Source organism: Vibrio sp. R10-SF1-ISO8 (genome assembly GCF_059833805.1).
The window spans coordinates 105,399-131,808 of record NZ_JCBDHL010000016.1; the positions used below are offsets into that span (position 1 = coordinate 105,399).

Sequence of the window (26,410 nt, forward strand, 5' to 3'; positions counted from 1 at the left end):
TGTTGATGTCTATTTTTTGTCTAGTGCTTACATTCTTAGTCTGTATGTACTTTCTATTTTTTAGAAGAAAGATTGATATACTTGTATTAGGCCTTTTTAGTTTTGTTTTGTATAATTTTCCTATTTTAATAGGGAGTGTCCCAGATTATCCCGGTAACGAAAGGGTTAATATTGAAAGTTTTTTATACGTATATTACTCGTTTTTTTTAGTGTCATATTTTTTCGTTGTTTATGCCTTTGATAGCTATAAGCTAGACGAAAGCTCTACTGTGGTGTTACATGTATCTGAACGCATGGTTTGGACTCTGGTGATATTTGCTAGTCTCGCCATGTTTTATTTCTCTAGTGAATTGGTTTTTTCCGGTTTATATATAAAGCATGGCTTGGAAAAATCACAGTTATTAGAGATGCTACCTCCAATATATAATTGGTTGATTTATTATGTTGTATCACTTTCCATATTTCTATCTTGTGCTGGATACTACAGGCTTTCTTTTTTAATTGTGGCTCTTTTAGTATTCGATATTGTATTGGTTGGAATGAGAGTTCATTTTATATTAGCTGTTATCGGCTCTCTATTAGCTTGTTTTTATAATGCTAGACTATCAGTTCGCCAAGTGTCTATAAGTATTTTTTCTGGGGTTGCTTTCGTTTTTTTGGTTGTTTTTATTAAGCCTGTACTTCGTATTGTTAGCTCGTCTGACTACCCTGCTATTGCGTTGAAAGACTATTTTTCTGGGAGCCAGCTGTTATCTGGTTATCTAGGTAGAATGGAGCCTTTCCCTCAGGTTTCAATATTTAATACTGTTGTGAGAAACTCTGTAAACTCTAGTACTTCAGAATGGTGGGATGGAGTTATAACCCTACTAGGTTTTGGGGATAGTCAAAGCGTCATAAAATTCACATCTATTATCGCTGAGTTCTATCCAGGTGTTCGGGAAGGGGCGCTTGGTTCATCTTCAATCGGTGAAATATACGCTTTATTTGGTGTTGCGGGAATCTTGCTGTTTTGCTTATTGTATCCTGCGTTTTTAGCTATGCTATCACATCTTTGTAATAAATTTGGTGACTTAGCTAAGTTTATTATTATACCTTTGGTCCCTATTGTAGGTTTTTATTTTTATCGTAGTGATTTGTTTTTTTCACTTCTACAGATTAGACGGTTATTATTTTACTCATTGATTTTCTTTGGAATTGTTTTAATTGTTAGATTCAAAAGAAATAGGTTTTTTTAGTTATGTGTGGAATTTTTTATTCAGGGTTGGATATTTCAGATTCGCAATTGCAAGCAATTGTTGACTTGGTCAAAAGGCGCGGTCCAGATTCACAGGATTCGTTGCGCGTTCATGGAGGGGTATTAGCTCATACAAGGTTAGCTTTATTAGACCTCGACCCAAGATCTAATCAACCTTTTTCTTATAAACACTTGAAAGCTGTATTTAATGGTGAGATTTATAACTTCCGCCTACTTAGAGAAAGTCTATCGTCTAAAGGTCACATATTCACTACCGAAGGTGATGTCGAAGTGTTGCTTGCGGGTTACTTAGAATACGGTCCAAAAGTATTAGATATGCTTGTTGGAATGTTCGCATTTGTCATTTATGACACAGATGACCAAAGTATATTTTGTGCTCGTGACAGATTAGGTAAGAAGCCACTTTTTTATTCATTTGTGGGGGGGGCTTTTACAGCTGCGTCTAGCGTAGATCAGGTCTCAACTGTTATAAGGGAAACCGGGGGGGATATAGCTCTGAACCCTTTGGAAGTTCGTAACTTTTTTTTGACCAAGAGTACAGGTGGTTTTCAGACTATATATGAGAATGTGTACTCTTTGGGGGCTGGAGAATACCTACACTTTTCTGCTGATAATATAGACGCAGCAACTATTACTAAGTACTGGGACCCTAAGTCAATTATTACTAGTAGTGAACGCTTTTCCGGCTCTTTTGCAGAGGCGTGTGATGAGCTTGAAAGTCTGCTTTTGGATTCAGTTGACGCCAGATTGATAGCGGATGTACCTGTAGGGGTTCTTATGTCCGGAGGTATTGACTCTACGCTGATTGCTGCATTAGCTCAAAAACGCTCGGCTACGCCAATTAAAGCATTCACAATCGCATTTGATGAAGAAGCGTATGATGAAAGTGATATAGCAAGTGACGTGGCGAATGAAATCGGTTTAGAACATAACGTCTTACATTGCCGATCAAGTGATCTGATTGATCTTATCGACGACATATCAATAGCATATGATGAACCATTTGCCGACTCTTCTGCTTTGCCAACACTTTTAGTATCTAAGTTTTCAGCGCAGCATGTTAAGGCAGTTATGACCGGAGATGGTGCTGATGAAGTTTTTCTTGGGTACAATAGATATTCAAAACTTTCTTCGATGCTACCTATGTTATCTGCTCGTTCAATGATTCCAGGTAGTGTTAGAGGCCTTGCCGTTAAAGCGCTGAAAGGCATTCCTACACAGTGGTCACGAAGAGCTCAGAGAGCCTTTGAAATGTCTTCTCCAGGCCATTTATACTCAGCGTTTTTGAGGTCAGACATTTCTTCGTGGTATAAAGATGCTCCTACATATCTTGATGATGTGTTTCAAAACTCTGGACTAGATATTGATCCAGTATCTTTGGCTGGAGTGTATGATCTAGAAAACTATTTGTTAAACGATATCAACGTTAAAGTAGATAGGGCATCAATGCACTACTCCCTAGAAACTAGAGCTCCCTTTCTTGACCATAGAGTCGTAGAGTATGGCCTTAGATTGCCTATTGACTACAAATTGAATGGCAAAAATAAAAAAATTATTCTCAAGGAGTTAGCCTCTCGTTATTTACCCGAACACGTTGTTAAGATGAGAAAGCGTGGTTTTTCTGTACCTCTAGCGAGCTGGTTCCGTGGTGAGTTGAAAGAATATGTCGAAGACACACTTAATCCCACAGTATTGAAGCAGATTAATGGAGTTGATTCTGATGCTGTTTTGAATATGATCCGTGGACATATGTTGGGAGCGGTGAATGCTCAGACCGATATTTGGAAATTAATAGTTTATGTAGCTTGGATGAACAAACGTCGATGAAGTGTATTTTAATTATTCCAAACCTTTTAGTGGGTGGCACACAACGAGCTATGTGTAACCTAGCTTTAGGGCTTGCGAATCGTGGTCGTGAAGTATCATTAATAGTAATTCATCGTTCTGATAAAACGTATGGAAACTTAGACACCCCTAGACTTGATATAGGCCCCCTAGTAGAGGCTGGCGTTGAGATAGTGTATCTCAATCGACAAAATGTTATCTATTCTGGGTTTTCTGTTTTGAGAGCGGTATTAGCAGCAAAGCCTGATATAGTGATGTCTTCACTTAGCTACCTGAATTTATACCTCAGCTTTATTTTTTTGATGTTGCCTAAACGAATCGCATACATAGTTAGAGAGTCGAATGTATTAAGTGTTAAGCATTCGCATACATTTGGAAGCGGTTTGCTAAGAATTGTTTACTCTTTGAGCTATAAGTTAGTCGATCATGTGGTTTGTCAAAGCCAGGATATGTATGAAGACTTGTCGCAAAACTTTGGCGTAGACAAAGAAAAAATGATTGTTATCAACAATGGTGTGGATGTTGAACGACTCAATACTCTTGCTTTAGAACCTTTAGATTATGAATTGAATAAGAGTTGTATCAATGTAGTTTCAGTCGGGCACCTAACTAACCAAAAAGGCCATGATCTACTAATAAAAGCTCTCGCTGCGATGAAGCGCGATGATGTCATAGTGCATATTGCGGGTAGAGGTCCCCTAAAACAAGAGCTTGAAAATTTGAGCGAAGAGTTAGGCGTCCGTCACCAAGTTGTTTTTCACGGATTTATGTCGAACCCGTTTCCTTTGATTAAAGCATGTGATCTTTTTGTTCTGGCGTCTCGATTTGAGGGTTTCCCTAATGCCCTAGTAGAAGCGAGAACGCTTGGTATCCCCGTTCTGGCAAGTAATTGCCGAGGAGGGATTTTTGAAATATTGGGTACAAGTGATCGCTCGTTTCAAAACGATGATAGCGATGACTTGAAAGATAAGCTTGCAGACTTTGTAAGGGTGTATTTATCAGAGCGAAAGCCTAAAAAAGTAAGTACAAAAGAATTTAGTTTGCAAGCTATGTCTCGAAAGTTTGACAAGTATTTTTCTAGTATTACTCGCGGAGTTTGAGTTTATGAGTTTAGAGCTTAGTGGCGATATTAAAATAGGCGTGATTGGGTTAGGATATGTTGGCCTCCCATTGGCGGTGGAGTTTGGCCAAAAATTTCCTACGTTGGGATATGATATAAATTCAAACCGCTTAGCCGAACTTCGTCAAGGCAATGATAGCACTTTAGAGGTAAGCTCAGAGGAGTTATCTAGAGCTAGACTACTGACTTACAGTAGTTCAACTGAAGAGCTTGCAAAGTGCAATGTGTTTATTGTTACAGTGCCGACTCCTATAAACAAAAATAATCAGCCTGATTTGAGCCCTTTAATTAGTGCAAGTGAAACTATAGGAAACGTACTAAAAAAAGGGGATGTTGTTATTTATGAATCAACTGTTTACCCCGGAGCAACAGAAGATGACTGCGTACCTGTGTTAGAACGAGCCTCGGGATTAAAGTATAACCTTGATTTTTATTGCGGTTATAGTCCAGAACGAATCAATCCAGGTGATAAGGAACACCGTGTTACCACCATACTGAAGGTGACTTCAGGTTCAACGCCGGAGGTCGCCGATTTTGTGGATCAGCTTTACTTATCAATAATAACGGCAGGCACGCACAAAGCTAGCTCTATTAAAGTCGCTGAGGCAGCAAAGGTTATTGAAAATACCCAACGTGACGTAAACATAGGCCTTATCAACGAGTTGGCGCTAATTTTCAACAAACTCGGTATTGATACAGAAGAGGTATTAAATGCTGCTGGGACTAAATGGAACTTTCTACCATTTCGCCCTGGGTTGGTTGGGGGGCACTGTATAGGTGTTGACCCATATTATCTGACTTATAAAGCGCAGTCTGTAGGATATCATCCAGAGATAATATTAGCAGGTCGTCGTTTAAATGACGGGATGGGGGCCTATGTTGCTAGTTGCCTCGTGAAAGAAATGCTAAAAAAACGCATTCATGTTGACGGAGCTAAGGTCCTTGTTATGGGGATTACTTTCAAAGAAAACTGCCCTGACCTGCGAAATACAAAAGTTATTGATATTATCACGGAGTTAAAGGATTACGGTGTTGAAGTTGACTGTTATGATCCTTGGGTGGACGTCAAGGAAGCAGAAAGAGAGTACAGATTAGCGCCTATACAGGAGATACCCAATGCGGAATACGATGCGGTTATTATGGCGGTGTCGCATAACGAATTTGTTGAGATGGGAGCTGAGCGAATTCGATCTTCATGTAAAGCTTCACATGTTCTTTACGATCTAAAGTATATCCTACCAGCAAACGAAAGTGACCTGCGCTTGTAGGACATTTCTTAAGTATTAATTAGGACGCCCGAATTTCGGGCGTATTTGATATGACAGCTTATTTACAATTGCAAGATACACTACTTCAGAAGCCTAAAACTTGGTTGATTACTGGAGTAGCAGGCTTCATTGGCTCCAACTTATTAGAGCACTTACTTAAACTCGATCAGTACGTAATAGGTTTGGACAACTTTTCTACAGGTTATCAAAGAAACTTAGATGAAGTTAAGAGTTTGGTTAACCATGAACAATGGGCAAAGTTTAAATTCATTAAAGGTGATATTCGAAACCTGGAAGACTGTCGCAGAGCCTGTCACGGAGTCGATTATGTCTTACATCAGGCCGCTCTTGGCTCGGTCCCTCGTTCAATCGAAGATCCGATAACTACAAATGATAATAATATCAGTGGTTTCATTAACATATTAGTGGCAGCAAGGGATGCGAAAGTAAGTAGTTTTACTTATGCGGCTAGCAGTTCTACCTATGGCGATCATACAGCTTTACCTAAAGTTGAAGAGAATATTGGCAAACCGTTGTCACCATATGCAGTTACAAAATATGTGAATGAACTTTATGCTGACGTTTTCGCTAAGACTTATGGTTTCAAAGCTATAGGACTACGCTATTTCAATATTTTCGGAAAGCGTCAAGACCCGAATGGTGCGTACGCTGCGGTTATTCCCAAATGGACGGCAGCAATGCTAAACGGAGAAGACTTGTTTATCAATGGGGATGGAGAAACAAGTCGAGACTTTTGCTTTGTTGAAAATGCTATTCAGGCGAATTTACTTGCTGCCGTAGCTCAAGATACTGCTAAAAATGAAGTTTATAATGTCGCAGTTGGCGATAGAACTACATTGAATAAACTATTTTCTTCTTTGCAAACAGCCTTAGCTGAAAACGAAAGTATCTATGGTAAAGAGCCTAAATATCGTGACTTTAGAGCTGGTGATGTTCGCCATTCCTTAGCGGATATAAGCAAAGCCCAGCAGCTATTAGGTTATGTACCAGAGTACCGAATATTAGATGGTATATCGAAAGCAATGCCTTGGTATGTTGATTTTTTGGTAAAATAATGGTTTTTTTAATTGTATCTAATAAAGCTGATACCTTGGTTAACTTTCGTTTAGATCTGATAAAGGACATTCAAGCACAAGGAAAAGTCGTCCATGCCTGTGCTCCACAGTTGAATGAATCTTCTCCAAGTGGTCGGTTACTGACCAGTATAGGAGTGGTTGTGCACCCTGTCCCTGTGAGTCGTACAGGGCTTAACCCTTTTTTTGATACACTGACCTTTGTTTCTCTATTAAGACTCGTCTATCAACTGCGACCAGATGAGATACTAAGTTACACTATTAAACCAGTGATATGGGGGGGGCTAGCTTCGGCGTTGCTCAGAGTTAAAGGCCGCTATTCTCTAATTACGGGGGTAGGTTATGCGCTTGCGAATACTCAAGGCGGGATTAAGTACCGCCTAGTGCAAAGTTTGGCTAGGAAGCTATACAAATTCGCTCTGCGATATAGTCACAAGGTCTTTTTCCAGAACCCTGATGATCTAAAGTTGTTTCGTGATCTTGGTATTATTAGTAGTCGGACTTCTGCTAGGGTAGTTAATGGTTCTGGAGTTAACTTGGAGTTATTTACTCCTTCTCCACTCCCACAGAAAACTACCTTTGTTTTTGTGGGTCGCTTGCTCTTTGACAAAGGAATTCGTGAGTTTGCGATAGCTTGTAAAGCTTTAAAAACAAAATACCCCAATGCGATATTTAAGATAGCAGGGGGGTTAGATGTAAACCCTGAATCTATATCAGATATGCAGATCCAGTCCTGGGTGTCTGAAGGTTTTGTCGAGTATTTAGGGGAAGTTAAGGATATAAGAGAAGTCTTAGCGGACTCTTCAGTAATAGTGCTCCCTTCATATCGAGAAGGAGTTCCAAGAAGTGTGCTTGAAGCGATGGCAATGGGACGGGCTGTTGTAACAACTGACGCTCCTGGGTGCAAAGAGACTGTTGTTGATGGCATCAATGGGTATCTTGTTACCCCTCGTTCCGCAGAGTCATTGGCAATTGCTATGGAAAAAATACTTCAGAACCCATCTATCCTTAACAGTATGGGAAAGGCATCACTAAACCTCGCTGTTGAAAGGTTTGATGTTAGAAAAGTAAACAAAATGATGCTTAAGATGATGAGTGATATCTAAACTAGATTTCTCAAACCTGAACTTATGAGATAGAGCTATGGCGAGTATGCTAAATAATAAGTATAAGATTTTAGTCACGGGTGCTTATGGCTTTATTGGAAGCGCTTTAGTTGAAAGGGTAGAGAAACAATGGGGGGGCGAAAGCCTAACCTTGGCTGTAAGACACGTGCATAAACATAGGCGAGATCTAAACACCTTCTCTTTAGGGACTTTTAACTCAGAGACTGACTGGTCTAAAGCGCTTAATGACTGTAACGTGGTTATTCATAGTGCTGGGAGAGCGCACTTTAAAAAACAGAATAGAAATGAGGACTACAGTGAGTCTCTTTTAGAAGACTACCACTCTAGTATGCAGCTGGCTAACTCTGCCGTTAGGGCTGGAGTAGAGCGATTTATATTCATAAGCTCTGTATTAGCTCAAGGTAGTATGTCTATAACACCATTTAAAGAGTGCGATATTCCTACTCCCGATACTCCTGCTGGTAAAGTAAAATTAGAGATAGAAAAAGGGCTTCTAGAGATTGGTGAGAAGAGTGGAATGGAAATTGTGATTATCCGCTCTTCTTTAGTTTATGGTAGAAATGCACCAGGCAACTTCGGTCATTTAGTTAGCCTTTTAGAAAGACAAGTCCCCCTTCCTTTAGGGTTGGTTAAGAATAAGCGCTCTCTGATAGGCATTGATAATTTGGTGGATCTAGTCATGATATGTATTGTACATCAAAAAGCTGCTAACCAGATTATAAATGCGGCAGATGGAGAGGATTTGTCAACTACAGAGTTGCTTACTAGTATAGCATCGGCTATGGGAAAAAAGTGTTATTTGGTTCCAGTGCCTAGTACACTTATCAGATGCGCAGCCCTATTAATAGGTAAAAAAAACCAGGTTGATAAACTTATTAGCTCGCTGCAAGTTGATATATCCAAAGCTCGAGATGAACTTGGGTGGGTTCCGAGATTTTCAATTAAGTCTGGTTTAGGTAAGTGCTTTATAGCAAGCAAAGAAAATGAAATTAAAAGCGATAACACCAAAAAGAGAGAACAATTGTGACTCGTACATTCGATATTCTTCTATCACTTATTGGATTGATTTTTGGACTTCCAGTTTTACTTTTGTTAACGGTAATCGGCTTTATAGATAGCGGATCTCCAATATTTAGACAAGAAAGAGTAGGCAGAGACAAGACCCCTTTTGTATTGGTTAAGTTTCGGACAATGAAAAAAGATACAGCATCAGTAGCTTCGCATTTGGCTAGTGCTTCATCGATAACTCCTTTTGGACATTTTTTGCGTCGCACAAAGCTTGATGAGTTACCTCAGCTTTGGAACGTATTAAAAGGTGATATGAGTTTGGTAGGGCCAAGACCTGGTCTATATAATCAAAAAGAACTAACTTTTTTTAGAGAAAAATATAACGTTTTCTCTGTTAGACCTGGTATTACTGGTTTATCTCAAGTTAATGAGATAGATATGTCTACTCCCGAGCTACTGGCTAAATCGGATGCGGAGATGATAAGAACACTGACTTTTCGCAGCTATTTTTTGTTCATTTTTCTGACAGTTTTGGGCCGTGGTTCGGGTGATAGAATTAAAAGTAAATAATAATGTTTAGCCGAAGCATAGAATTACTGTCTGTTGAGTTAGATGCTCTTTAGTTCACGTGAAACTTGGCAATGTGTCTTTTTAGCATTGACGGGTTTAGATAAGAAGATACATATCAGATGAAGCCTTTAAATATTGTTTTAAATCTCTCTCGTTTTAAGAAACGTATTATTAGTATATGGATAGACTCGATCTTTATTATTGCTTCATTTTATGCTGCTTATTGGACGCGTATCGGTCATATTAAACCTTTAGATGATGTGTTAAATAAGTATGTTGTCCTGGGAACATTAATCGTAACTATCTTTTTTTTTACTAAACTGGGCTTATATCGAGCCGTACTCCGCTATCTAACCTTTCATGCTTTGGCGGTTGTTAGCATAGGTACTGCGTTATCTGCTGCTACTGTGGCTATATTAGCTTTTTATTTAGATGCTTCTGTCCCTCGCTCTGTACCGATCATTTACGGCGCCTTTTTGTGTTTATTGTGCGGTGGTGCAAGATTGATTGTTAGAGTACTAGTTGCGCAGGTTAATGGTAGAGGAAAGAAAAATGTTCTCATTTATGGAGCAGGTGCCGCAGGGAGACAGCTAGCGCTTGCTCTCAGATCTTCAGATACTCATAAAGTGGTGGGCTTTCTAGATGAAGATGAAACTCTTAGTAACACCATTATAATGGGCTTAAAAGTTAAAAGTGTAGGCAGAGCAGAGTCATTAATTTCAAAGTATTCTGTCAGTCAAGTTCTACTTGCAGTCCCAAGTGCCTCACGAGCGAGACGGAAAGAAATACTAGACTCATTGGTTCATTTACCAGCAGAGGTCCTCACGGTTCCTGATATGAAGGATATTGTTGAGGGTAAGGCGAAGATTGATGAGTTGAAAGATGTAGAAATTGAGGATTTGTTAGGTAGAGATTGTGTGGAGCCTCAGAAAGCACTTATTGAGTCTAACGTAAAAGAAAAGGTTGTAATGGTTACTGGAGCAGGCGGATCAATTGGCTCAGAACTATGCCGTCAGATTCTTCGTCAGAAACCTAAAGTGTTGATTTTATATGAACTGTCAGAGTTTGGTTTGTATCAGGTTGATCGGGAGCTCAATAGCCTGGTAGTAAAAGAGGATCTGAATGTTGAGATTGTTCCGTTACTTGGTTCAGTCCAGCGTATTAATCGACTGGTAACATCAATGCAAAGCTTCGGAGTGCATACGGTATATCATGCTGCGGCTTACAAGCATGTTCCTTTAGTTGAATACAATGTCGTCGAAGGAGTAAGGAATAATGTCTTCGGTACTTACTATACAGCAAAAGCGGCGATTGAAGCGCAAGTAGAGTCATTTGTTTTGATTTCGACTGATAAGGCAGTGCGGCCAACCAATGTTATGGGTACGACTAAACGTATGGCAGAGTTAGGTCTTCAAGCTTTAGCCGAGCAGGAAAATACTAAAAAAAATGGTACCCGTTTTTGTATGGTTCGATTCGGCAATGTCTTAGGTTCTTCGGGGTCAGTGATCCCTCTGTTTAAAAAGCAGATCGCAAGTGGCGGCCCAATTACAGTAACCCATCCAGATATCATTCGATACTTCATGACAATCCCTGAGGCAGCACAGCTTGTGATCCAAGCAGGGGCTATGGGTAAAGGTGGTGATGTGTTTGTCCTCGATATGGGCGAACCAGTAAAAATTACCGATCTAGCGGTAAATTTGATTCAGTTGTCAGGATTAGAATTGAAAGATGACAGTAATCCATATGGTGACATATCTATAGAATTTTCTGGCCTACGCCCAGGAGAAAAGCTATTTGAAGAATTGCTTATTGGTGATAATGTTGGTGAAACAGCTCACCCAAGAATTATGACTGCCAACGAACGTTTTCTTCCTCTGGATGAATATATTGAGGTTATAGATAAGTTAGATAAGGCCTGTCACAACTTCGAACATGATAAGATTAGGGAACTATTGCTTGAAGCTCCGACAGATTTTAATCCAACCGATGGCATTGGTGATTTAGTTTGGCAAAAGCTTCATGAGGGCAAAGAAGATAAAGTTGATATTATCCATTAGATGAAGAAAGAGCTCCAATTTTTGGAGCTCTTCTTATATTCTTCTTCTATTCAGAGATTTACAAAATCTGCTTCAATACTCGATCTGCGCTGACCCTAGTGATCTTACGCATCAGCTTTTGAACTGCGTCAGGGTAATCTTCAGCTTTCTCTAATTGTCTGTAAGTACAAATTAGCTGAGTATGCTGGAGAATATTTTCCACCTCTTTCTCAAACTGAGGTGTTAGGTGGTTGAAGTTATCTTGGATAAAGAGAGCGTTCTCTAAATCTAAACTCCAAGCTCTCGGGTTTAGATTATTACCCGTAATCAGCATGTAACGCTTGTCTACCCAGATACCTTTTAGGTGAAAGCTATTTTCTTCATGCTTCCATAAATGGATTGACAGTTTACGACTGGCGATATTGGCTTCATTTGACTTAGCAAACTGACGCAAGTTTCGCTCATAAAGGTAAGGCAGACCACCTATAGTTTTAAACTCTTCCTCAGGTGAAATATAAAAGTCATTAGCTGTTTTGTCCCCCACCACTATGGTCACTTTCACACCACGCTTGAGTGCTTTTTTAACTTCTTTAGCCACGCTGCGCGGGAAGTTAAAATAAGGCGTACAGATGAAAACCTCATCTTTGGCTTGTGCGAGTAACTGATTGATGCCTTGATTAAGCTTGTTACGTTTTTTACCCACGCCCACGATAGGTGTTATAGCAACCTGTTCTTGAGATACCGTCTGCGACTCAAAATGATAAGAGGATTTAGCAAGAGAAGCCCTTAATTGGCGAATCTGAGCTTTTATCTCTTTGGTCTCCGGCTTATTTGAACAGGCTAGATTGTTCACTGCAGGGTGGTCGATCATCTCTTTCTGAACGAAGTTGACCATACTATCAGCTAGTGCTTTGTTATTGAGCACATGATAGCGGTCGAAACGATAACGTTCTTTGTAGTTGAGATAGATGTTGTTAAGGCTTGCGCCACTGTAGATAACTTGGTCATCAATAATGAAGCCTTTTAAGTGCAAAACGCCGAATACTTCACGTCCACGAACTGGAACACCATAGATAGGAATTCTGTGCTCGTAATTATCCGCAAAGCTCTTATACATAGAGGCGTTGGTTTCGCCAGGTTCCGCACCGATTAATCCGCGCTGAGCACGGTGCCAATCAACACATACATTGATTTCTAGACCAGGGTTGCGCTGTTTGGCTTCATAGAGTTCAGTTAAGATCTCTCTTCCTGCTTCATCATCCTCCAAATAAAGAGCAACCAGGTAGATTCGTTTACTTGCCTGACGAATCGCTTCTATTAAGCGAGTTCGAAAATCTTTAGCTGCATAAAGTGTCTCAAACTGAGCTGGATCTTGCGCCAAAGTAGGAAGTTGTTCGAATAAGTTCCTATTAGTCATCATGTTGGATGGGTTACCTTTACTTAAAGTGGACAAGGATATTAGCAAAATGTGCTAGCAGTTCCTAGCTACCAGATCCTAGTTCGACAATGCGAGTTGTAAAACCTGTGATTTATTGATTGGGACGAAGGCTGATCTCACCACCGATGAAAGTTTCTAACCCATTTTCGGTTTCTAAAAGAACTGCGCCTTGTTCGTTGATGCCTCTGGCTATTCCGCTAATCTCCCTAGGTCCCATAAGCAGTTTTACTGAACGGTTGATAAAGTTATCCAAGCGATTCCATCTCTCGACAAAGCCTGCCATCCCATACAGTTCATAATCATCTAAAGCTTTGTGTAGGGTGGTTATCATGGTAATCGCCAGTTGGTTTCTATCAATCAGTTGATTATCTGCCACTTCATCTAGGCTAGCCCATGGCTGGGTAATGCCTTCCGTTGCCTCTGACATCATCAAGTTGAGGCCCATACCAATTACAAGGTTGGCCGCTGCACCAGCTTGGCCTGACATTTCGACCAGAATGCCTGCGAGCTTCTTGTCTTGATAATAGAGGTCATTTGGCCACTTTAGTTTTACCCCTGTCAGTCCCATTTCTTCGAGAGCTTCAACGATTGCCACGCCAACTACTAGGCTTAATCCCATTGCGGCTGCCATACCGGCATCTAAACGCCAAAACATAGATAAGTATAGGTTTGAACCAAAAGGAGATATCCACTCGCGCCCACGGCGCCCTCTGCCTTTGGCTTGATATTCCGCAAGGCATACTGATCCAGACTCTAAGTTATCGACTCTATCAAGTAGATATTGGTTGGTTGAGTCAATAATAGGTCTCAGCTCTACTCGGTTCGTTAAACTATTTTGAAGTATCTCTTTGTCGAGCAATTGCATAGGCTTAGCGAGTTGGTAGCCCTTGCCCTGCACGCTAAACACATCGACTCCCCAAGCTTGGATGCCTTTAATATGCTTACTGATCGCGGCTCTGGATACGCCAAGCTTATCTCCTAGCTCTTCTCCGGAGTGAAATCCTCCTTGTGATAAAGCTTTCAAGATAGAAAGTTTTACGGAATGTTCTTTCATTGCTGGCTCTCTAATATTGTCGCTAGATTTGTTTCTGTATGAGAACCGATAAATCTCACTTCATGCTCTAACGCTATCTGATATCTTTCCAATACAGCTTGACGTACTGTTGCTGCTAATTTGATCACATCGTTTGCGGTTGCATTGTCGGTATTCACCAGCACCAATGCTTGCTTAGGGTGGACTTGAGCACCACCGATTTGATGGCCTTTTAATTGGCATTGATCTATTAGCCAGCCAGCGGCGACTTTTACGCCATCTTGTGTTGGGTACGCGGCAATATTGGGGAATTGTTTGCTCAAATTTTCGAACTGCTGGTTCGAGATAACCGGGTTTTTAAAGAAGCTCCCTGCATTGCCTAGTTTGGTAGGATCTGGCAGCTTTTCCATTCGGATTTGGCAAACTCGCTCAAACACCTGCTGCGCGGTGAGGGTTTCACTTTGAAGAGGTTGAAGCGGTCCATATTCGATATTTGCTGACCACTGCTTTGGGAGCTTCAAGCCAATCGCGACAACTATGACTTTCTCAAACAGCTCATGTTTAAAAATGGAGTCTCGATAGCCAAACTGACACTCGTCAGTGCTCAGCCGTCTGGTGTTGAAGGTTTCTAAACAAAGTATGTCGACATATTCGCAGATGTCTTTCAGCTCAACACCATAAGCACCGATGTTCTGAATCGGAGCGCTGCCCGCACAGCCGGGGATGAGAGCGAGATTCTCTAATCCAAAGTAACCTTGTTCAACACTCCATTTCACCAAGCTTGGCCAATCTTCGCCGCCAGCGATATGAAGATGCCAATGCATGTCGGTTTCACTGACCGACTTACCGAGCAATTTATTGACTACCACCACGCCTTGGTAGGGCTGGGTAAACAAAACATTACTGCCTTTACCTAAAATCAGTTTAGGAAGGCGCAGCCACTCTTGTTTTTGATAGACATATTTGATTTCTTCAACGGTTGTGACTTCAACCAGATAAGAGCAGGTTTGCGAGATAGAAAAGGTGTGGGAGCGACTAAGATCGGCGTTAGCTAATATTTGCATCGGATTTATCGAGTAATCTAAACTGCCTGCATTCTACCCTAAATTGAAGTTTGGTGATAATGAGCCCAATGCAGATTGAAACCTTAGACCCAATAAAACTCCCTCTTGTCTCGCGTTTGTACAAAGCTCACTATCCTTCAGGCAAGGCGAAAAAGGATGAGCTGACCATTGTTGGTACTATTGAGCATCAAATCGTCTCACTGGTTCGTTTTAGAAGTATTGAGCAATTCCGTTTACTAACAGGAATGCTAGTGATACCTCAACACAGAGGAAGTGGCTTAGGTCATCAGTTAATGGGGTACTGCGCTCAGCATGTTTTATCGGAGCATGATTTCTGCTTTGCCTACGCACATCTAGAAACATTTTATGCTCAACATAACTTCAAGACGATTGATGTGAGTCAGTTACCTAACTCGCTAAAAGGACTGTTTGAACGTTATAGTCTTAAGAAGCAACTGGTAGCGATGAAGTACGTCAAACCATCTCGGTAAAGCGTTTGCTTTATAAAGCTGATGCTCCATAATATTTCAGTGATTGAGGGAGCAAGCATGAAAAGCGCCGACAAAATATTACAAACCATAAAAAGAGAGGGGGCTGTTACCGCTAAGCAGCTTGCCGACGCACTCGATATGACCACCATGGGGGCGCGTCAACACCTACAAACTCTTGAGAATGATGATTTACTCGCTTTCGAAGACCTCAAAGTGAAAGTGGGTAGACCTACGCGGCACTGGTCGCTGACAAAAAAAGGTCATGCGCAATTTGCTGATCGTCACAGTGAGCTGACCATTCAAGTCATAGAAGCGGTCGAAAACTTGTTTGGCCAAGAGGGTTTGCAAAAAGTGGCGGATGAGCGAGAAGCCAAAACGTTAGCTCACTATCAAGAAGAACTCAGTCATTGCTCCGACTCCTTTTCTAAGCTGAAAAGGCTGGTAGAATTGCGCCAACAAGAAGGCTACATGGCGGAGCTTGAACAGACTGATAGTGGTTACTTTTTGATTGAAAACCACTGTCCTATTTGTAAGGCTGCGACACGTTGTCCGAGTTTGTGTCGCTCAGAATTAGCTATTTTTCAGACTTTACTTGGTGACGAGTTATCTGTCGAACGCACAGAACATATCGTTGCTGGGCAGAGAAGATGTGTCTATCAAATTAAACGTATTCCATCCTAGCTCGTCTCAAATCTGAGAAAGTGATTTTCAGGTTCACTAACTTCGTCTGGATCGCCTATCCTTAATTTGCGGTGTTGATAATTTAGTCATCACTAAGGGAGGCAGTATGAGTTCACCATTAATTAATCAAACCTTACCTTCTTTCGATGAGCTAATGGCACTGGCAGAAAATAATCCGGAAGGCTTTACTCAGCTAAAGCAGGATATGTGTAAAGAAATGATTCTTTCGGCTTCAGAGGAAATGCAAGACCGATTATGGGCGCAGCAAAGCCATATCGATCGTGTTGTCGGAAGCTGCAAAAACCCCAATCATGCCAACGTGCTCCTCATGCGCGAGCTCGTCTCCCAAATGGTAAAATTTCAAGATGTGCTTGATGGTGATGTGAGCGAAATAGATCCTCAGCACAGTGCACAGGTTATTCCCTTGGATGATTGGCGTTAAAAAGGTTTCCTTCACTCACCACTCCTTCAGGTTAGTGCATGCTTCATTTATCTATTCTTCTCTGAACCAGATCACAAAAATCCACTACTTCCCCCTTGGGTTTCGTGAATTTACCCCTCATATAGATAGCACAAGACTTTGAAGCCTTGTGCTTTCGCGCAATGCAATTATCAAACAACATGGAAATTTTCAGGAGAGACGACCGATGAACATTCGTCCATTACACGACCGAGTTATCGTAGAACGCCAAGAAGTTGAATCTAAGTCAGCAGGTGGCATCGTTCTGACTGGTTCTGCTGCAGAGAAATCGACTCGCGGTGTTGTACTAGCTGTGGGTAAAGGCCGCATCCTAGAAAACGGTACTGTGCTACCGTTGGACGTTAAAGTTGGCGACACTGTTATCTTCGCTGAAGGTTACGGCACTAAAACTGAAAAAATCGACGGTAAAGAAGTGCTAGTTATGTCTGAAAACGACATCATGGCAATTGTTGAATAATAGCAATCATTGAGTAATTTTTTGCTCAGATTCAGCTGAAAATCAAAACAAAGAATTTAGAAAAGGAAACTAAAGATGGCTGCTAAAGACGTTAAATTTGGTAACGACGCACGCGTAAAAATGCTAGAGGGTGTAAACGTTCTAGCTGACGCGGTAAAAGTAACACTTGGCCCTAAAGGCCGTAACGTTGTTCTAGACAAATCTTTCGGTGCACCAACTATTACTAAAGATGGTGTATCTGTAGCGCGTGAAATCGAGCTTGAAGACAAGTTCCAAAACATGGGCGCGCAAATGGTTAAAGAAGTCGCGTCTCAAGCAAATGACGCTGCGGGTGACGGTACAACAACGGCAACAGTACTTGCTCAAGCTATCGTAAACGAAGGCTTAAAAGCGGTTGCTGCGGGTATGAACCCAATGGATCTTAAGCGTGGTATCGACAAAGCGGTTGTTGCTGCTGTTGAAGAGCTAAAAGCGCTGTCAGTTCCATGTGAAGACACTAAAGCGATTGCTCAGGTAGGGACTATCTCTGCGAACTCTGATTCAAGTGTCGGTAATATCATTGCTGAAGCGATGGAAAAAGTTGGCCGTGATGGCGTTATCACTGTTGAAGAAGGCCAGGCGCTACAAGACGAGCTAGACGTGGTTGAGGGTATGCAGTTCGACCGTGGTTACCTATCGCCTTACTTCATCAACAACCAAGAAGCAGGCTCTGTTGATCTAGAGAATCCATTCATTCTTCTAATCGACAAGAAAGTTTCAAACATCCGTGAGCTGCTTCCGACTCTAGAAGCGGTAGCAAAAGCGTCTCGCCCTCTACTTATTATCGCAGAAGATGTTGAAGGCGAAGCACTAGCAACTCTAGTTGTGAACAACATGCGTGGCATCGTGAAAGTAGCGGCGGTTAAAGCACCTGGTTTCGGTGATCGTCGTAAAGCTATGCTACAAGACATCGCTATCCTAACGGGTGGTACAGTGATCTCTGAAGAAGTAGGTTTAGAGCTAGAGAAAGTGGTTCTAGAAGACCTAGGTCAAGCGAAGCGTGTTGCTATCACTAAAGAAAACACAACTATCATCGATGGCATTGGTGAAGAAGCTATGATCTCTGGTCGTGTTGCTCAAATTCGTCAGCAAATCGAAGAAGCGACTTCAGACTACGACAAAGAGAAGTTACAAGAGCGCGTTGCTAAACTAGCAGGCGGTGTGGCAGTGATCAAAGTTGGTGCAGCAACTGAAGTTGAAATGAAAGAGAAGAAAGACCGCGTAGAAGACGCTCTACATGCGACTCGCGCTGCGGTTGAAGAAGGTGTTGTTGCTGGTGGTGGTGTAGCACTAATCCGCGCAGCTTCTAAGATCACTGAACTTCAAGGCGACAACGAAGAGCAAAACGTGGGTATCCGCGTAGCTCTACGTGCAATGGAAGCGCCTATCCGTCAAATCACTAAGAACGCTGGTGACGAAGAGTCAGTGGTAGCGAACAACGTGAAAGGTGGTGAAGGCTCTTACGGCTACAACGCTGCTACGGGTGAGTATGGCGATATGATCGCAATGGGTATCTTAGATCCGACTAAGGTTACTCGCAGCGCACTTCAGTTCGCTGCATCAGTTGCTGGTCTAATGATCACGACTGAAGCTATGGTGACAGACTTACCACAAAAAGATGCTCCTGCAATGCCTGATATGGGCGGCATGGGTGGTATGGGTGGCATGGGCGGTATGATGTAATCCCCTGAGCTACTTATAGCGATTTAAAAGCGGAGACTTCGGTCTCCGTTTTTGTTCATAGATTTAAACCGTAGCTCAAATACATGGTTATCATTATTGAAACATTATAAAGATTCTGACTCTGAGCGTAACTCAAGTGAGTGTCTAGTGGTATGATGCTAGCGTTTTGATTATTAGTGGAAATGTTGCTTAAGCTTTCCATCGCGGATAATGGAGTTTATCGTGAAAATAGCGGTTGCTGGTACAGGTTATGTCGGGCTATCAAATGCAATTTTGTTAGCTCAAAATCATCAAGTTGTTGCACTAGATGTTGTAGAAGACAAAGTAAGACTTTTGAACAACAAGCTTTCTCCAATAGTTGATAAAGAAATAGAAGAATTTTTAGCCAATAAAGCGTTGTCTTTCCAAGCTACAACGGTCAAAGAAGTTGCATACAAAGACGCGTGTTATGTCGTGATTGCAACGCCGACAGACTACGATCCAGTAACTAACTATTTTGATACTTCCTCTGTGGAATCAGTCATTAAAGATGTCATGACGATTAATCCACAAGCGGTGATGGTGATTAAGTCAACCGTTCCTGTTGGCTATACGGAACGCATTAAACGGGAACTTGGATGTAGCAATATTATCTTTTCGCCAGAGTTTCTTCGTGAAGGTAAGGCCTTACATGACAATTTACACCCTTCGCGAATCATTGTCGGCGAGCAAAGCGAAAGAGCTCAAGAATTTGCCAACTTGTTGGTGGAAGGAGCGGAAAAACAAAACATCGAAGTATTGCTGACTAACTCTACGGAAGCGGAAGCGGTCAAATTGTTCTCCAATACTTATCTTGCTATGCGAGTGGCGTACTTTAATGAGCTAGACTCCTATGCTGAAGCTCATGGTTTAGATACTCGTCAAATTATCCAGGGTGTTGGCTTAGACCCTCGAATTGGCAATCACTACAACAACCCATCATTTGGCTATGGGGGCTACTGCTTGCCTAAAGACACCAAGCAGTTATTAGCCAACTACCAGGATGTACCTAACAATATTGTTGGTGCAATAGTTGATGCGAACCGCACCCGAAAAGATTTTATCGCTGACTCGATCTTAAAACGCGAGCCAAAGGTCGTTGGTATATACCGTCTTATCATGAAGTCGGGCTCAGATAATTTCCGAGCTTCTTCTATTCAAGGAATCATGAAGCGACTTAAGGCTAAGGGGATTTTGGTTGTAGTTTACGAGCCTGTTCTTGAAGAAGATGAATTTTTCCATTCAGAAGTGATGCGAGATTTAGATGCGTTTAAAATCAAATCTGACGTCATTGTCTCTAATCGTATGGCAGAAGAGCTTGCCGACGTTGCAGACAAGGTTTATACCCGAGACCTGTTTGGTTCAGACTGATACATAACGGAGACTTTGGTCTCCGTTTTTGTTTTTATAGGTTTAGTTGTTGGTGCACATAGCCGCGGATAAACGGCACAACCTCAGCTTCAAACCAAGGATTTTTCTTTAGCCACAAAGTATTGCGTGGTGATGGATGAGGTAGGGGGAGGTAGTTGGGTGCCCAGCGTTGCCATTGCTGAACCGTCTCGGTTAGTGTTTTCGGTTTATCTGACAAATAGTAATTCTGCGCATATTGGCCGATGAGTAGCGTCATACCTATGTTAGGCAGTTGGTCAAGAACGCGCTGGTGCCATAGTGGTGCGCACTCTTTTCGTGGTGGTAGGTCGCCACTTTTGCCTTTGCCCGGATAACATAAGCCCATAGGCATAATGGCAATCTTATTTGGGTCGTAGAAGGTTTCATTGTCGAGCGCTAACCACTCACGCAGCCGATTACCGCTTGGGTCATTCCAAGGTATTGAGGTCTCATGGACTCTTGTTCCTGGCGCTTGGCCTATGATCAACAATTTTGCGGAGCTAGAGGCTTGGATGACAGGGTTGGCTCCCAGTGGCAGAGAAGGCTCGCAGACCTTGCAAGCTCGGATCTCTTTTAGTAGCGGTTTTAGCATTAATAACCTTTACTCAAGTCAACCACGTTCATTAGCCCAAAGCCATCGCACCAACGCTGATAGTTCTCGGCAAAAATGTCGATAACTTGTTCAGGAAAACTCAAAGCTGCTATATGGGGAGTAAGAGTTATCCCCTCATGTTGCCAGAACCGGTGCTCTTCATTCAGTGGCTCCTGTTTGAACACGTCTAGATAAGCATGACTGACATTTCCATTCTTAATCGCCGTGAGTAATCCATCTTCATCGACTGCACTACCTCGACCGACATTAAACAGCAAAGCACCTGAACAGTGACTCAAACTATCAGCATCGAGGATATTTTCTGTTTCAGGAGTGTTTGGCAAGGTATTAACGATGATATCCGCCTGTTTTAACGCTGTAGCCAATTCTTGAATATGATAGGTCGCATCAAAAGGGGACTGTTTGCCAGGAATGCCACTTCTGTTTACGCCAATCGGCTCGATGGCAAACCCCTTAGCGACGCTTGCAAGATAAGCGCCTATCGACCCTGTACCAAGGATAACCATCTTCTTTTTCGCCAAAGATAGATAAGGTTTGGGTTGCCACTGATGTTGCGTTTGCAGCTGTCGATAGTGATTAAAGTGACGATAGTGTTCAATGGTATAACCCAAGACGTATTCGGCAATTTGCTGACCAAAAATACCTTTTACATTGGTTAGCTCTCCTGAGAAATCGTCTAGTTTGCCTACTAGGGCATCGACTCCAGCATAAATAGATTGAATCCATTCGACGTTGGGGAAATCATCAAGATGCTTAGCGGCGAGCGGGGGCGAAGCAAGTAGGATAGTTGCCTCACTGCGCGATGAGGTGAATTCGAGTTCAGGAAGTGCTACTTGTTCGAGTAACTGTTGGTAACGGCCATCATCTTCGGTAAGAAGATAAACTTTATGAGTGAAATTGTTCATCGCCTTGCTTTTTTCCCTGTTGGTTATCAAGTACACTTTCGCTGTCTAATTCAGCAACTAGGTCAACTGACCCAAAGAGTCTCTATGCTACAGAACCCTCTTCAGCTTCGTCTTGAGAAGTTAGAACCATGGCAACAGATTACCTTTATGGCGAGTCTGTGTGAACGTATGTACCCAAACTATGCAATGTTTTGTGATAGCACCGAGTTTGCCGAAGCACGTGTTTACCGTGATATTTTAGACAGCATTTGGGAACAGCTCACTGTCAAAACGGCAAAAGTGAACTTTGAGCGTCAGCTAGAAAAGCTAGAAGAGATCATTCCAAGCTCAGAAGATTTTGATTTTTATGGCGTTTATCCAGCGATTGACGCTTGTGTAGCGCTTTCTAACCTTCTTCATGGTTTGTTAGATCGAGATTATCTGTTTGAAAACATGCACAAAGTGAGTCAGCAGTCGGTGTTGACAGTAGCTCAACTTGAAGAAGCCCAAACAGGTGAAGAGATTACTAACGACAACCAAAAACAGAATGAAGCTGTGTGTGGTGAATGGGATGTGCAATGGGCGATCTTCCGTCCATTGAGAGAAGCTGAACAGCGTGATATTGATTTGATCAAAGATTTACGTGCTGAGCTTCGCGATGAAGGTGTCAGTAATATTGGCATCGAGCTATAGAGCGCTCTTCTAAAGTTAAGCTTTCCCTACTTGAGTTTATTAAAATAGAAGAGGGTTGACGTTTTCACGTCAACCCTCTTTTTTATTATCCAGTTATCCAGTTATCCAGTTATCCAGTTATCCAGCTAACTAGTTCTCGTCTTTATTCTCTTTCGGCTTATCTACGGGTTCTTCAATAAGCTCTTCATCGTCATCACGATTCTCGATTACGCCGTGCTTTTCTTTCCACTTCTCCCAGCGATCAAAAGCAAGCTCTTGCATGTCAGTGGTACGGTCCGCTTCATCGACAATCTCTTCACCAACTAAGTGTTCAAACACATCTTCCAGAGTCAAAATACCTTGAATGGTGCCGTATTCATCGACGATCATCGCCAATTGCAGGCGCTTTGCCATCATCTGCTCAAACGCTTTTGGCAGTGCCATAGTGTTGAAGAGTACATGCACAGGACGCATTATCGCACCGAGTTGCTTGTCACCACAGCCTGCTTGTTGCAGCTTAAATAACTCAAGACGGTGAACAAAACCAATGATGTTATCAGTCGACTGGCTATAAACCAGAGGACGTGAGAACGGCGTTTCTTTATGTTTATCGAGAAACTCATTAATCGTCATTTCGGCATCTACGCGGAAAACGACAGGGCGAGGTGTCATCACCTGAGTGACGGGCACATCTTGGATACCAAGCAGGTTAGTCAGGATCTTAGATTCACCTTCTGCAAATTCGCCACTCTCTTTGGCTAAAATGGCCATGGCGGACAGCTCATCACGCATTTTTGGTGCTTCATGCCCACGAGCTAAACGCTTAGTGATCTGCTCTGAGAACCACACAAATGGAGTTAGCGCCCAAACCATCCAACGCAGAACTACAGCTGAAACTGGGGCTAGTTGACGCCAGTAAGTGGCACCAATGGTTTTAGGTACGATTTCTGATAGCACTAAGATACCTAGAGTGAGCACGCCTGAGAAAACGCCTAGCCACTCGCTACCAAATACAACCGCAGCTTGTGCACCTGCACTCGCCGCACCAATGGTGTGGGCAATCGTGTTCAAGGTCAGAATCGACGCCAGTGGGCGGTCAATGTCTGCTTTTAGCTTAGCCAGTTGCTCAGCCGCGGGGTGCCCTTGCTGACGCAATTGGGCGATATAACTTGGTGAGATACTCAGAAGAACCGCTTCTAATACGGAGCAGATAAACGATACGCCAATCGCAACAGTGACGTATATGGTTAGCAACAACATAAGTGTCCTATGTAGATTTACACCCCTATCAATTCTTGCCGGAAAAGTGCGACTTTTCGTACCTGCGCATTATTGATATGAGCATTTTATATTCGCTTTAGGTCCCGAAATATCAGGCTTTACGGGCTCTCGCATGTCTATAAATAAGGCCAAAATAGGTTAAAAACAAGTATTAAGTCTTGCTGACAGAGTAACAAATTGTGAGTTAATGCTCAGAATATGGTTAAAAGTGCGTCATGAGAGCTAAAGATCGCTTACAAACCTTTGCCAGATGGGGCATTTATGTTTTAGAGTGAGTTGAATTCGATAACATATGAGAAGGGAAACCTAATGAACAAGACCCAATTAATCGACTTTATCGCAGAGAAAGCAGACCTATCTAAAGCGCAAGCTAAAGCTGCTCTTGAAGCAACTCTTGAAGGTGTGACTGATGCACTTAAAGAGGGTGACCAAGTTCAACTAATTGGTTTTGGTACATTCAAAGTTAACCACCGCGCAGCACGTACTGGTCGTAACCCTAAGACTGGTGCAGAGATTCAAATCGCTGCGGCTAACGTTCCTGCATTCGTAGCAGGTAAAGCACTGAAAGATTCAGTAAAATAATTTATTGCTGATTTCAGAGTTTCAAACTCGGAATTGTATATAATACGCCAAGGTAGCTGCTATCTTGGCGTATATTTGTTTATGACGATGAAAAAACTTCTAGCACCTTCACTAATCGCTTCTTTACTGGTTGGATGCTCTTCGAGTATTCCGACTCCCAACCTAGACCAGTTTACTGAGTATACAGGTGGTCAGAGTATGGGGGATGCGACCAGCTTATATTGGTACACCGAACGTTTATCTTTTCCTTACACCGCTGCGGACTATGTGAGCGCCGGAGACTATGGTTGGTATAAATCTGACTATCGATGGGAAGATGGCGAGATTCGAGAACTGATTCGTGAAGGGCAACAGCTAAAAGACAATCAAGGCTTAGTTCCGTACCGTATTCATATTCGCTTTAACAAAGATGGCGAAGCGATCTATCAGCAGTACCGGCTCGACGGGAAGGTCTTGCCGCTGAAAGCTGATAAAATTGCTTGGCTTAAGCAAGAAGCGCTGACTATTCCAACTCGCACCAAAGAGCAGAGCAATTCAGGTGTGCGTTTGATTCAGGGCTATTGGGATGGCTCAAGCTTTGATACTTGTTCAGGACAAAGCTATGAGCAAGTCGAGTTTAACGAGACATTACCAAGTTTTGTAGTAAACCGCTTGGCGAGCGTAGACAGCTATGCGGCGTTTTTGGGTACCACGCGAAGCAAAAAGGTTGTGGTAAACCAATTGCTCATGCTGGCGGAAGATAGCCATGACTGTATTGAGCGACCGACTCTGATCGAAGAGTAATAACCGGCAAAAGATAGATAAAACAAAGGCGCTAAACGAGCGCCTTTTTACGATAAGCCAACTGATGTTGTGATTTACTGCTCTTGCTCGCGTGCAATCGCTCTGTAGCCGATGTCATTGCGGTGGAACATGCCATTCCAGCTTACTTGCTTCGCTAGGGCGTACGCTTGATCCTGAGCCTCAGAAACGCTATTACCAAGTGCTGTTGCACAAAGAACGCGGCCGCCGTTTGTCACGATATCACCAGATGCATTGTTAGTAGTACCAGCGTGGAAGATTTTCTGACCTGCGACTTCTGCCGCTGGTAGAGAAATCACATCGCCTTTCGCGTAGTCTGCTGGGTAACCACCTGCAGCTAGTACCACACCGATAGACGCACGCGGATCCCATTTAGACTCTGCTTCATCTAGCTTCTCATCGATAGCCATTAGACATAGCTCGACAAGATCAGATTCCATACGCATCATGATAGGTTGCGTTTCGGGATCGCCGAAGCGGCAGTTATATTCGATAACCTTTGGCGTGCCGTCTTTATCGATCATTAGACCCGCGTAGAGGAAGCCTGTGTAAGGGTGACCTTCTGCATCCATGCCGCGAACTGTTGGGTAGATAACCTCTTCAAGGATACGCTCGTGGATTTCTGGGGTTACAACAGGTGCAGGAGAGTAAGCACCCATACCACCTGTGTTAGGGCCAGTATCTTTGTCACCGACACGTTTGTGGTCTTGGCTGGTGGCCATAGGTAGAACGCTTTTACCATCCACCATTACAATGAAGCTTGCTTCTTCGCCGTCTAGGAACTCTTCGATAACCACGCGGCTACCCGCTTCACCAAATGCGTTGCCTGCTAGCATATCTTTGATTGCGTCTTCGGCTTCTTCTAGAGTCATCGCAACAATAACGCCTTTACCTGCCGCAAGACCATCGGCTTTGACCACGATAGGTGCGCCTTGCTGACGAACGTAAGCCAATGCAGGCTCGATTTCAGTGAAGTTGGCGTAAGCACCGGTTGGGATGTTGTGACGAGCTAGGAAGTCTTTAGTAAACGCTTTTGAACCTTCTAACTGTGCTGCAGCTTCGGTTGGGCCAAAGATTTGCAAACCCGCTTCACGGAACGCATCAACCACACCGATTACAAGTGGCGCTTCAGGGCCAACAATCGTTAACTCGATTTTTTTCTCTTGGGCGAAAGCAACCAGTTCAGAAATCGCTTCAACACCAATGTTTACGTTCTCAAGCTTAGGCTCAAGAGCAGTACCTGCGTTACCAGGTGCAACAAATACGGTTTCTACGTTTGGGTTTTGCGCCGCTTTCCAGCCTAGTGCATGTTCACGACCACCTGCACCAATGATAAGTACGTTCATTTTTTAAATCCTTATAGCTGCGCCAGTGTCTTTATTTCTGTGTCAAACATGCTCACTTATAGTCATAAGCTCCACGTGTTTTCCTTGAACTAAAGGCACTGGCTTGCTCTAACGTATTTCAAATATCGGAATAT

25 protein-coding genes are annotated in these 26,410 nt (G+C 42.6%); 18 read left to right on the forward strand and 7 right to left on the reverse strand.

Annotated features, from left to right (window positions below; genetic code table 11):
• Positions 1-5: 5 nt before the first annotated feature.
• The 9 genes from AC6R00_RS12430 to AC6R00_RS12470 all read left to right on the forward strand — a co-directional run bounded on the left by AC6R00_RS12430 (position 6) and on the right by AC6R00_RS12470 (position 11,344).
• The gene (locus AC6R00_RS12430; RefSeq protein ID WP_500640610.1) at positions 6-1,235 is read left to right on the forward strand and encodes a hypothetical protein; all 1,230 of its coding nucleotides are present in this window, start codon (positions 6-8) and stop codon (positions 1,233-1,235) included.
• Between the two features lie 2 nt (positions 1,236-1,237).
• A complete protein-coding gene (gene asnB, locus AC6R00_RS12435; RefSeq protein WP_500640611.1) occupies positions 1,238-3,082 on the forward strand; it encodes an asparagine synthase (glutamine-hydrolyzing) in 1,845 nt (614 codons plus the stop codon).
• Entirely contained in the window at positions 3,061-4,200 is a 1,140-nt protein-coding gene (locus AC6R00_RS12440) for a glycosyltransferase (RefSeq protein WP_216602599.1), read from the forward strand. Before asnB ends, AC6R00_RS12440 begins: the two co-directional genes overlap by 22 nt.
• A gap of 4 nt (positions 4,201-4,204) precedes the next feature.
• On the forward strand, positions 4,205-5,488 hold the full coding sequence (gene tviB, locus AC6R00_RS12445; RefSeq protein WP_171381701.1) for a Vi polysaccharide biosynthesis UDP-N-acetylglucosamine C-6 dehydrogenase TviB: 1,284 nt from the start codon (positions 4,205-4,207) through the stop codon (positions 5,486-5,488).
• A gap of 50 nt (positions 5,489-5,538) precedes the next feature.
• Entirely contained in the window at positions 5,539-6,564 is a 1,026-nt protein-coding gene (locus AC6R00_RS12450) for an NAD-dependent epimerase/dehydratase family protein (RefSeq protein ID WP_272249927.1), read from the forward strand.
• Complete coding sequence (locus tag AC6R00_RS12455; RefSeq protein ID WP_500640612.1) at positions 6,564-7,688, forward strand: glycosyltransferase family 4 protein; 1,125 nt, start codon at positions 6,564-6,566, stop codon at positions 7,686-7,688. The genes AC6R00_RS12450 and AC6R00_RS12455 overlap by 1 nt, the downstream gene beginning before the upstream one ends.
• A gap of 37 nt (positions 7,689-7,725) precedes the next feature.
• Positions 7,726-8,736 carry an NAD-dependent epimerase/dehydratase family protein gene (locus AC6R00_RS12460; protein ID WP_500640613.1) on the forward strand — a complete coding sequence of 337 codons (1,011 nt, stop codon included), beginning with the start codon at positions 7,726-7,728 and terminating at the stop codon, positions 8,734-8,736.
• Positions 8,730-9,287: a sugar transferase gene (locus tag AC6R00_RS12465; protein WP_272277804.1), complete on the forward strand. Its 558-nt coding sequence runs from the start codon at positions 8,730-8,732 to the stop codon at positions 9,285-9,287. The genes AC6R00_RS12460 and AC6R00_RS12465 overlap by 7 nt, the downstream gene beginning before the upstream one ends.
• A gap of 119 nt (positions 9,288-9,406) precedes the next feature.
• Complete coding sequence (locus tag AC6R00_RS12470; RefSeq protein WP_171381706.1) at positions 9,407-11,344, forward strand: polysaccharide biosynthesis protein; 1,938 nt, start codon at positions 9,407-9,409, stop codon at positions 11,342-11,344.
• Between the two features lie 58 nt (positions 11,345-11,402).
• Here AC6R00_RS12470 and pssA read toward each other — a convergent pair whose 3' ends face one another.
• From pssA to murB, 3 genes are all read right to left on the reverse strand, one after another.
• Positions 11,403-12,743, reverse strand: coding sequence for a CDP-diacylglycerol--serine O-phosphatidyltransferase (gene pssA, locus AC6R00_RS12475; RefSeq protein ID WP_171381707.1), 1,341 nt, complete (start codon positions 12,741-12,743; stop codon positions 11,403-11,405).
• 109 nt (positions 12,744-12,852) lie between these two features.
• Positions 12,853-13,815: a bifunctional biotin--[acetyl-CoA-carboxylase] ligase/biotin operon repressor BirA gene (birA, locus tag AC6R00_RS12480; RefSeq protein ID WP_500640614.1), complete on the reverse strand. Its 963-nt coding sequence runs from the start codon at positions 13,813-13,815 to the stop codon at positions 12,853-12,855.
• Positions 13,812-14,858: a UDP-N-acetylmuramate dehydrogenase gene (gene murB, locus AC6R00_RS12485; RefSeq protein WP_500640615.1), complete on the reverse strand. Its 1,047-nt coding sequence runs from the start codon at positions 14,856-14,858 to the stop codon at positions 13,812-13,814. The genes birA and murB overlap by 4 nt, the downstream gene beginning before the upstream one ends.
• A 68-nt stretch (positions 14,859-14,926) precedes the next feature.
• On the opposite strand from murB, the gene AC6R00_RS12490 reads away from it, so the two are divergent.
• From AC6R00_RS12490 to AC6R00_RS12515, 6 genes are all read left to right on the forward strand, one after another.
• Positions 14,927-15,349, forward strand: a complete 423-nt coding sequence (locus AC6R00_RS12490; RefSeq protein WP_500640616.1) for a GNAT family N-acetyltransferase — start codon at positions 14,927-14,929, stop codon at positions 15,347-15,349.
• A 57-nt stretch (positions 15,350-15,406) separates the two neighbouring features.
• Positions 15,407-16,030: a helix-turn-helix transcriptional regulator gene (locus tag AC6R00_RS12495; RefSeq protein WP_500640617.1), complete on the forward strand. Its 624-nt coding sequence runs from the start codon at positions 15,407-15,409 to the stop codon at positions 16,028-16,030.
• 106 nt (positions 16,031-16,136) lie between these two features.
• A complete protein-coding gene (locus tag AC6R00_RS12500) occupies positions 16,137-16,472 on the forward strand; it encodes a DUF3135 domain-containing protein (RefSeq protein WP_500640618.1) in 336 nt (111 codons plus the stop codon).
• A 205-nt stretch (positions 16,473-16,677) separates the two neighbouring features.
• Entirely contained in the window at positions 16,678-16,968 is a 291-nt protein-coding gene (locus tag AC6R00_RS12505; RefSeq protein ID WP_004410737.1) for a co-chaperone GroES, read from the forward strand.
• A gap of 75 nt (positions 16,969-17,043) precedes the next feature.
• Entirely contained in the window at positions 17,044-18,690 is a 1,647-nt protein-coding gene (gene groL, locus AC6R00_RS12510; protein WP_004742940.1) for a chaperonin GroEL, read from the forward strand.
• Between the two features lie 222 nt (positions 18,691-18,912).
• Complete coding sequence (locus AC6R00_RS12515) at positions 18,913-20,079, forward strand: nucleotide sugar dehydrogenase (protein ID WP_500640619.1); 1,167 nt, start codon at positions 18,913-18,915, stop codon at positions 20,077-20,079.
• A 34-nt stretch (positions 20,080-20,113) separates the two neighbouring features.
• Here AC6R00_RS12515 and AC6R00_RS12520 read toward each other — a convergent pair whose 3' ends face one another.
• Entirely contained in the window at positions 20,114-20,689 is a 576-nt protein-coding gene (locus tag AC6R00_RS12520) for a uracil-DNA glycosylase family protein (protein WP_500640620.1), read from the reverse strand.
• Positions 20,689-21,615, reverse strand: a complete 927-nt coding sequence (locus AC6R00_RS12525; protein WP_500640621.1) for a D-2-hydroxyacid dehydrogenase — start codon at positions 21,613-21,615, stop codon at positions 20,689-20,691. Before AC6R00_RS12525 ends, AC6R00_RS12520 begins: the two co-directional genes overlap by 1 nt.
• Before the next feature lie 84 nt (positions 21,616-21,699).
• Between AC6R00_RS12525 and AC6R00_RS12530 the strand changes: the two genes are divergently transcribed.
• Complete coding sequence (locus tag AC6R00_RS12530; RefSeq protein ID WP_500640676.1) at positions 21,700-22,287, forward strand: YjaG family protein; 588 nt, start codon at positions 21,700-21,702, stop codon at positions 22,285-22,287.
• A gap of 129 nt (positions 22,288-22,416) precedes the next feature.
• On the opposite strand, the gene AC6R00_RS12535 is transcribed toward AC6R00_RS12530, so the two are convergent.
• Positions 22,417-23,526, reverse strand: coding sequence for a CNNM domain-containing protein (locus tag AC6R00_RS12535; RefSeq protein ID WP_500640622.1), 1,110 nt, complete (start codon positions 23,524-23,526; stop codon positions 22,417-22,419).
• 330 nt (positions 23,527-23,856) lie between these two features.
• Here AC6R00_RS12535 and hupA point away from each other — a divergent pair, with 330 nt between their 5' ends.
• Entirely contained in the window at positions 23,857-24,129 is a 273-nt protein-coding gene (gene hupA, locus AC6R00_RS12540; protein WP_004742945.1) for a nucleoid-associated protein HU-alpha, read from the forward strand.
• An 81-nt stretch (positions 24,130-24,210) separates the two neighbouring features.
• Entirely contained in the window at positions 24,211-24,912 is a 702-nt protein-coding gene (locus tag AC6R00_RS12545; protein WP_500640623.1) for a DUF1481 domain-containing protein, read from the forward strand.
• A gap of 74 nt (positions 24,913-24,986) precedes the next feature.
• Here the strand turns inward: AC6R00_RS12545 and purD are convergent, their stop codons facing one another.
• Complete coding sequence (gene purD / locus AC6R00_RS12550) at positions 24,987-26,276, reverse strand: phosphoribosylamine--glycine ligase (RefSeq protein WP_500640624.1); 1,290 nt, start codon at positions 26,274-26,276, stop codon at positions 24,987-24,989.
• Positions 26,277-26,410 lie beyond the last annotated feature (134 nt).

Excerpts from the sequence above, each read along its gene's own strand:
- AC6R00_RS12430 (WP_500640610.1), top strand. The coding sequence starts at position 6 with ATGTCTATTTTTTGTCTAGTGCTTACATTCTTAGTCTGTATGTACTTT.
- asnB (WP_500640611.1), top strand. The coding sequence starts at position 1,238 with ATGTGTGGAATTTTTTATTCAGGGTTGGATATTTCAGATTCGCAATTG.
- tviB (WP_171381701.1), top strand. The coding sequence starts at position 4,205 with ATGAGTTTAGAGCTTAGTGGCGATATTAAAATAGGCGTGATTGGGTTA.
- AC6R00_RS12450 (WP_272249927.1), top strand. The coding sequence starts at position 5,539 with ATGACAGCTTATTTACAATTGCAAGATACACTACTTCAGAAGCCTAAA.
- AC6R00_RS12455 (WP_500640612.1), top strand. The coding sequence starts at position 6,564 with ATGGTTTTTTTAATTGTATCTAATAAAGCTGATACCTTGGTTAACTTT.
- AC6R00_RS12460 (WP_500640613.1), top strand. The coding sequence starts at position 7,726 with ATGGCGAGTATGCTAAATAATAAGTATAAGATTTTAGTCACGGGTGCT.
- AC6R00_RS12470 (WP_171381706.1), top strand. The coding sequence starts at position 9,407 with ATGAAGCCTTTAAATATTGTTTTAAATCTCTCTCGTTTTAAGAAACGT.
- pssA (WP_171381707.1), bottom strand. The coding sequence starts at position 12,743 with ATGATGACTAATAGGAACTTATTCGAACAACTTCCTACTTTGGCGCAA.
- birA (WP_500640614.1), bottom strand. The coding sequence starts at position 13,815 with ATGAAAGAACATTCCGTAAAACTTTCTATCTTGAAAGCTTTATCACAA.
- murB (WP_500640615.1), bottom strand. The coding sequence starts at position 14,858 with ATGCAAATATTAGCTAACGCCGATCTTAGTCGCTCCCACACCTTTTCT.
- AC6R00_RS12490 (WP_500640616.1), top strand. The coding sequence starts at position 14,927 with ATGCAGATTGAAACCTTAGACCCAATAAAACTCCCTCTTGTCTCGCGT.
- AC6R00_RS12495 (WP_500640617.1), top strand. The coding sequence starts at position 15,407 with ATGAAAAGCGCCGACAAAATATTACAAACCATAAAAAGAGAGGGGGCT.
- AC6R00_RS12500 (WP_500640618.1), top strand. The coding sequence starts at position 16,137 with ATGAGTTCACCATTAATTAATCAAACCTTACCTTCTTTCGATGAGCTA.
- AC6R00_RS12505 (WP_004410737.1), top strand. The coding sequence starts at position 16,678 with ATGAACATTCGTCCATTACACGACCGAGTTATCGTAGAACGCCAAGAA.
- groL (WP_004742940.1), top strand. The coding sequence starts at position 17,044 with ATGGCTGCTAAAGACGTTAAATTTGGTAACGACGCACGCGTAAAAATG.
- AC6R00_RS12520 (WP_500640620.1), bottom strand. The coding sequence starts at position 20,689 with ATGCTAAAACCGCTACTAAAAGAGATCCGAGCTTGCAAGGTCTGCGAG.
- AC6R00_RS12525 (WP_500640621.1), bottom strand. The coding sequence starts at position 21,615 with ATGAACAATTTCACTCATAAAGTTTATCTTCTTACCGAAGATGATGGC.
- AC6R00_RS12530 (WP_500640676.1), top strand. The coding sequence starts at position 21,700 with ATGCTACAGAACCCTCTTCAGCTTCGTCTTGAGAAGTTAGAACCATGG.
- AC6R00_RS12535 (WP_500640622.1), bottom strand. The coding sequence starts at position 23,526 with ATGTTGTTGCTAACCATATACGTCACTGTTGCGATTGGCGTATCGTTT.
- hupA (WP_004742945.1), top strand. The coding sequence starts at position 23,857 with ATGAACAAGACCCAATTAATCGACTTTATCGCAGAGAAAGCAGACCTA.
- AC6R00_RS12545 (WP_500640623.1), top strand. The coding sequence starts at position 24,211 with ATGACGATGAAAAAACTTCTAGCACCTTCACTAATCGCTTCTTTACTG.
- purD (WP_500640624.1), bottom strand. The coding sequence starts at position 26,276 with ATGAACGTACTTATCATTGGTGCAGGTGGTCGTGAACATGCACTAGGC.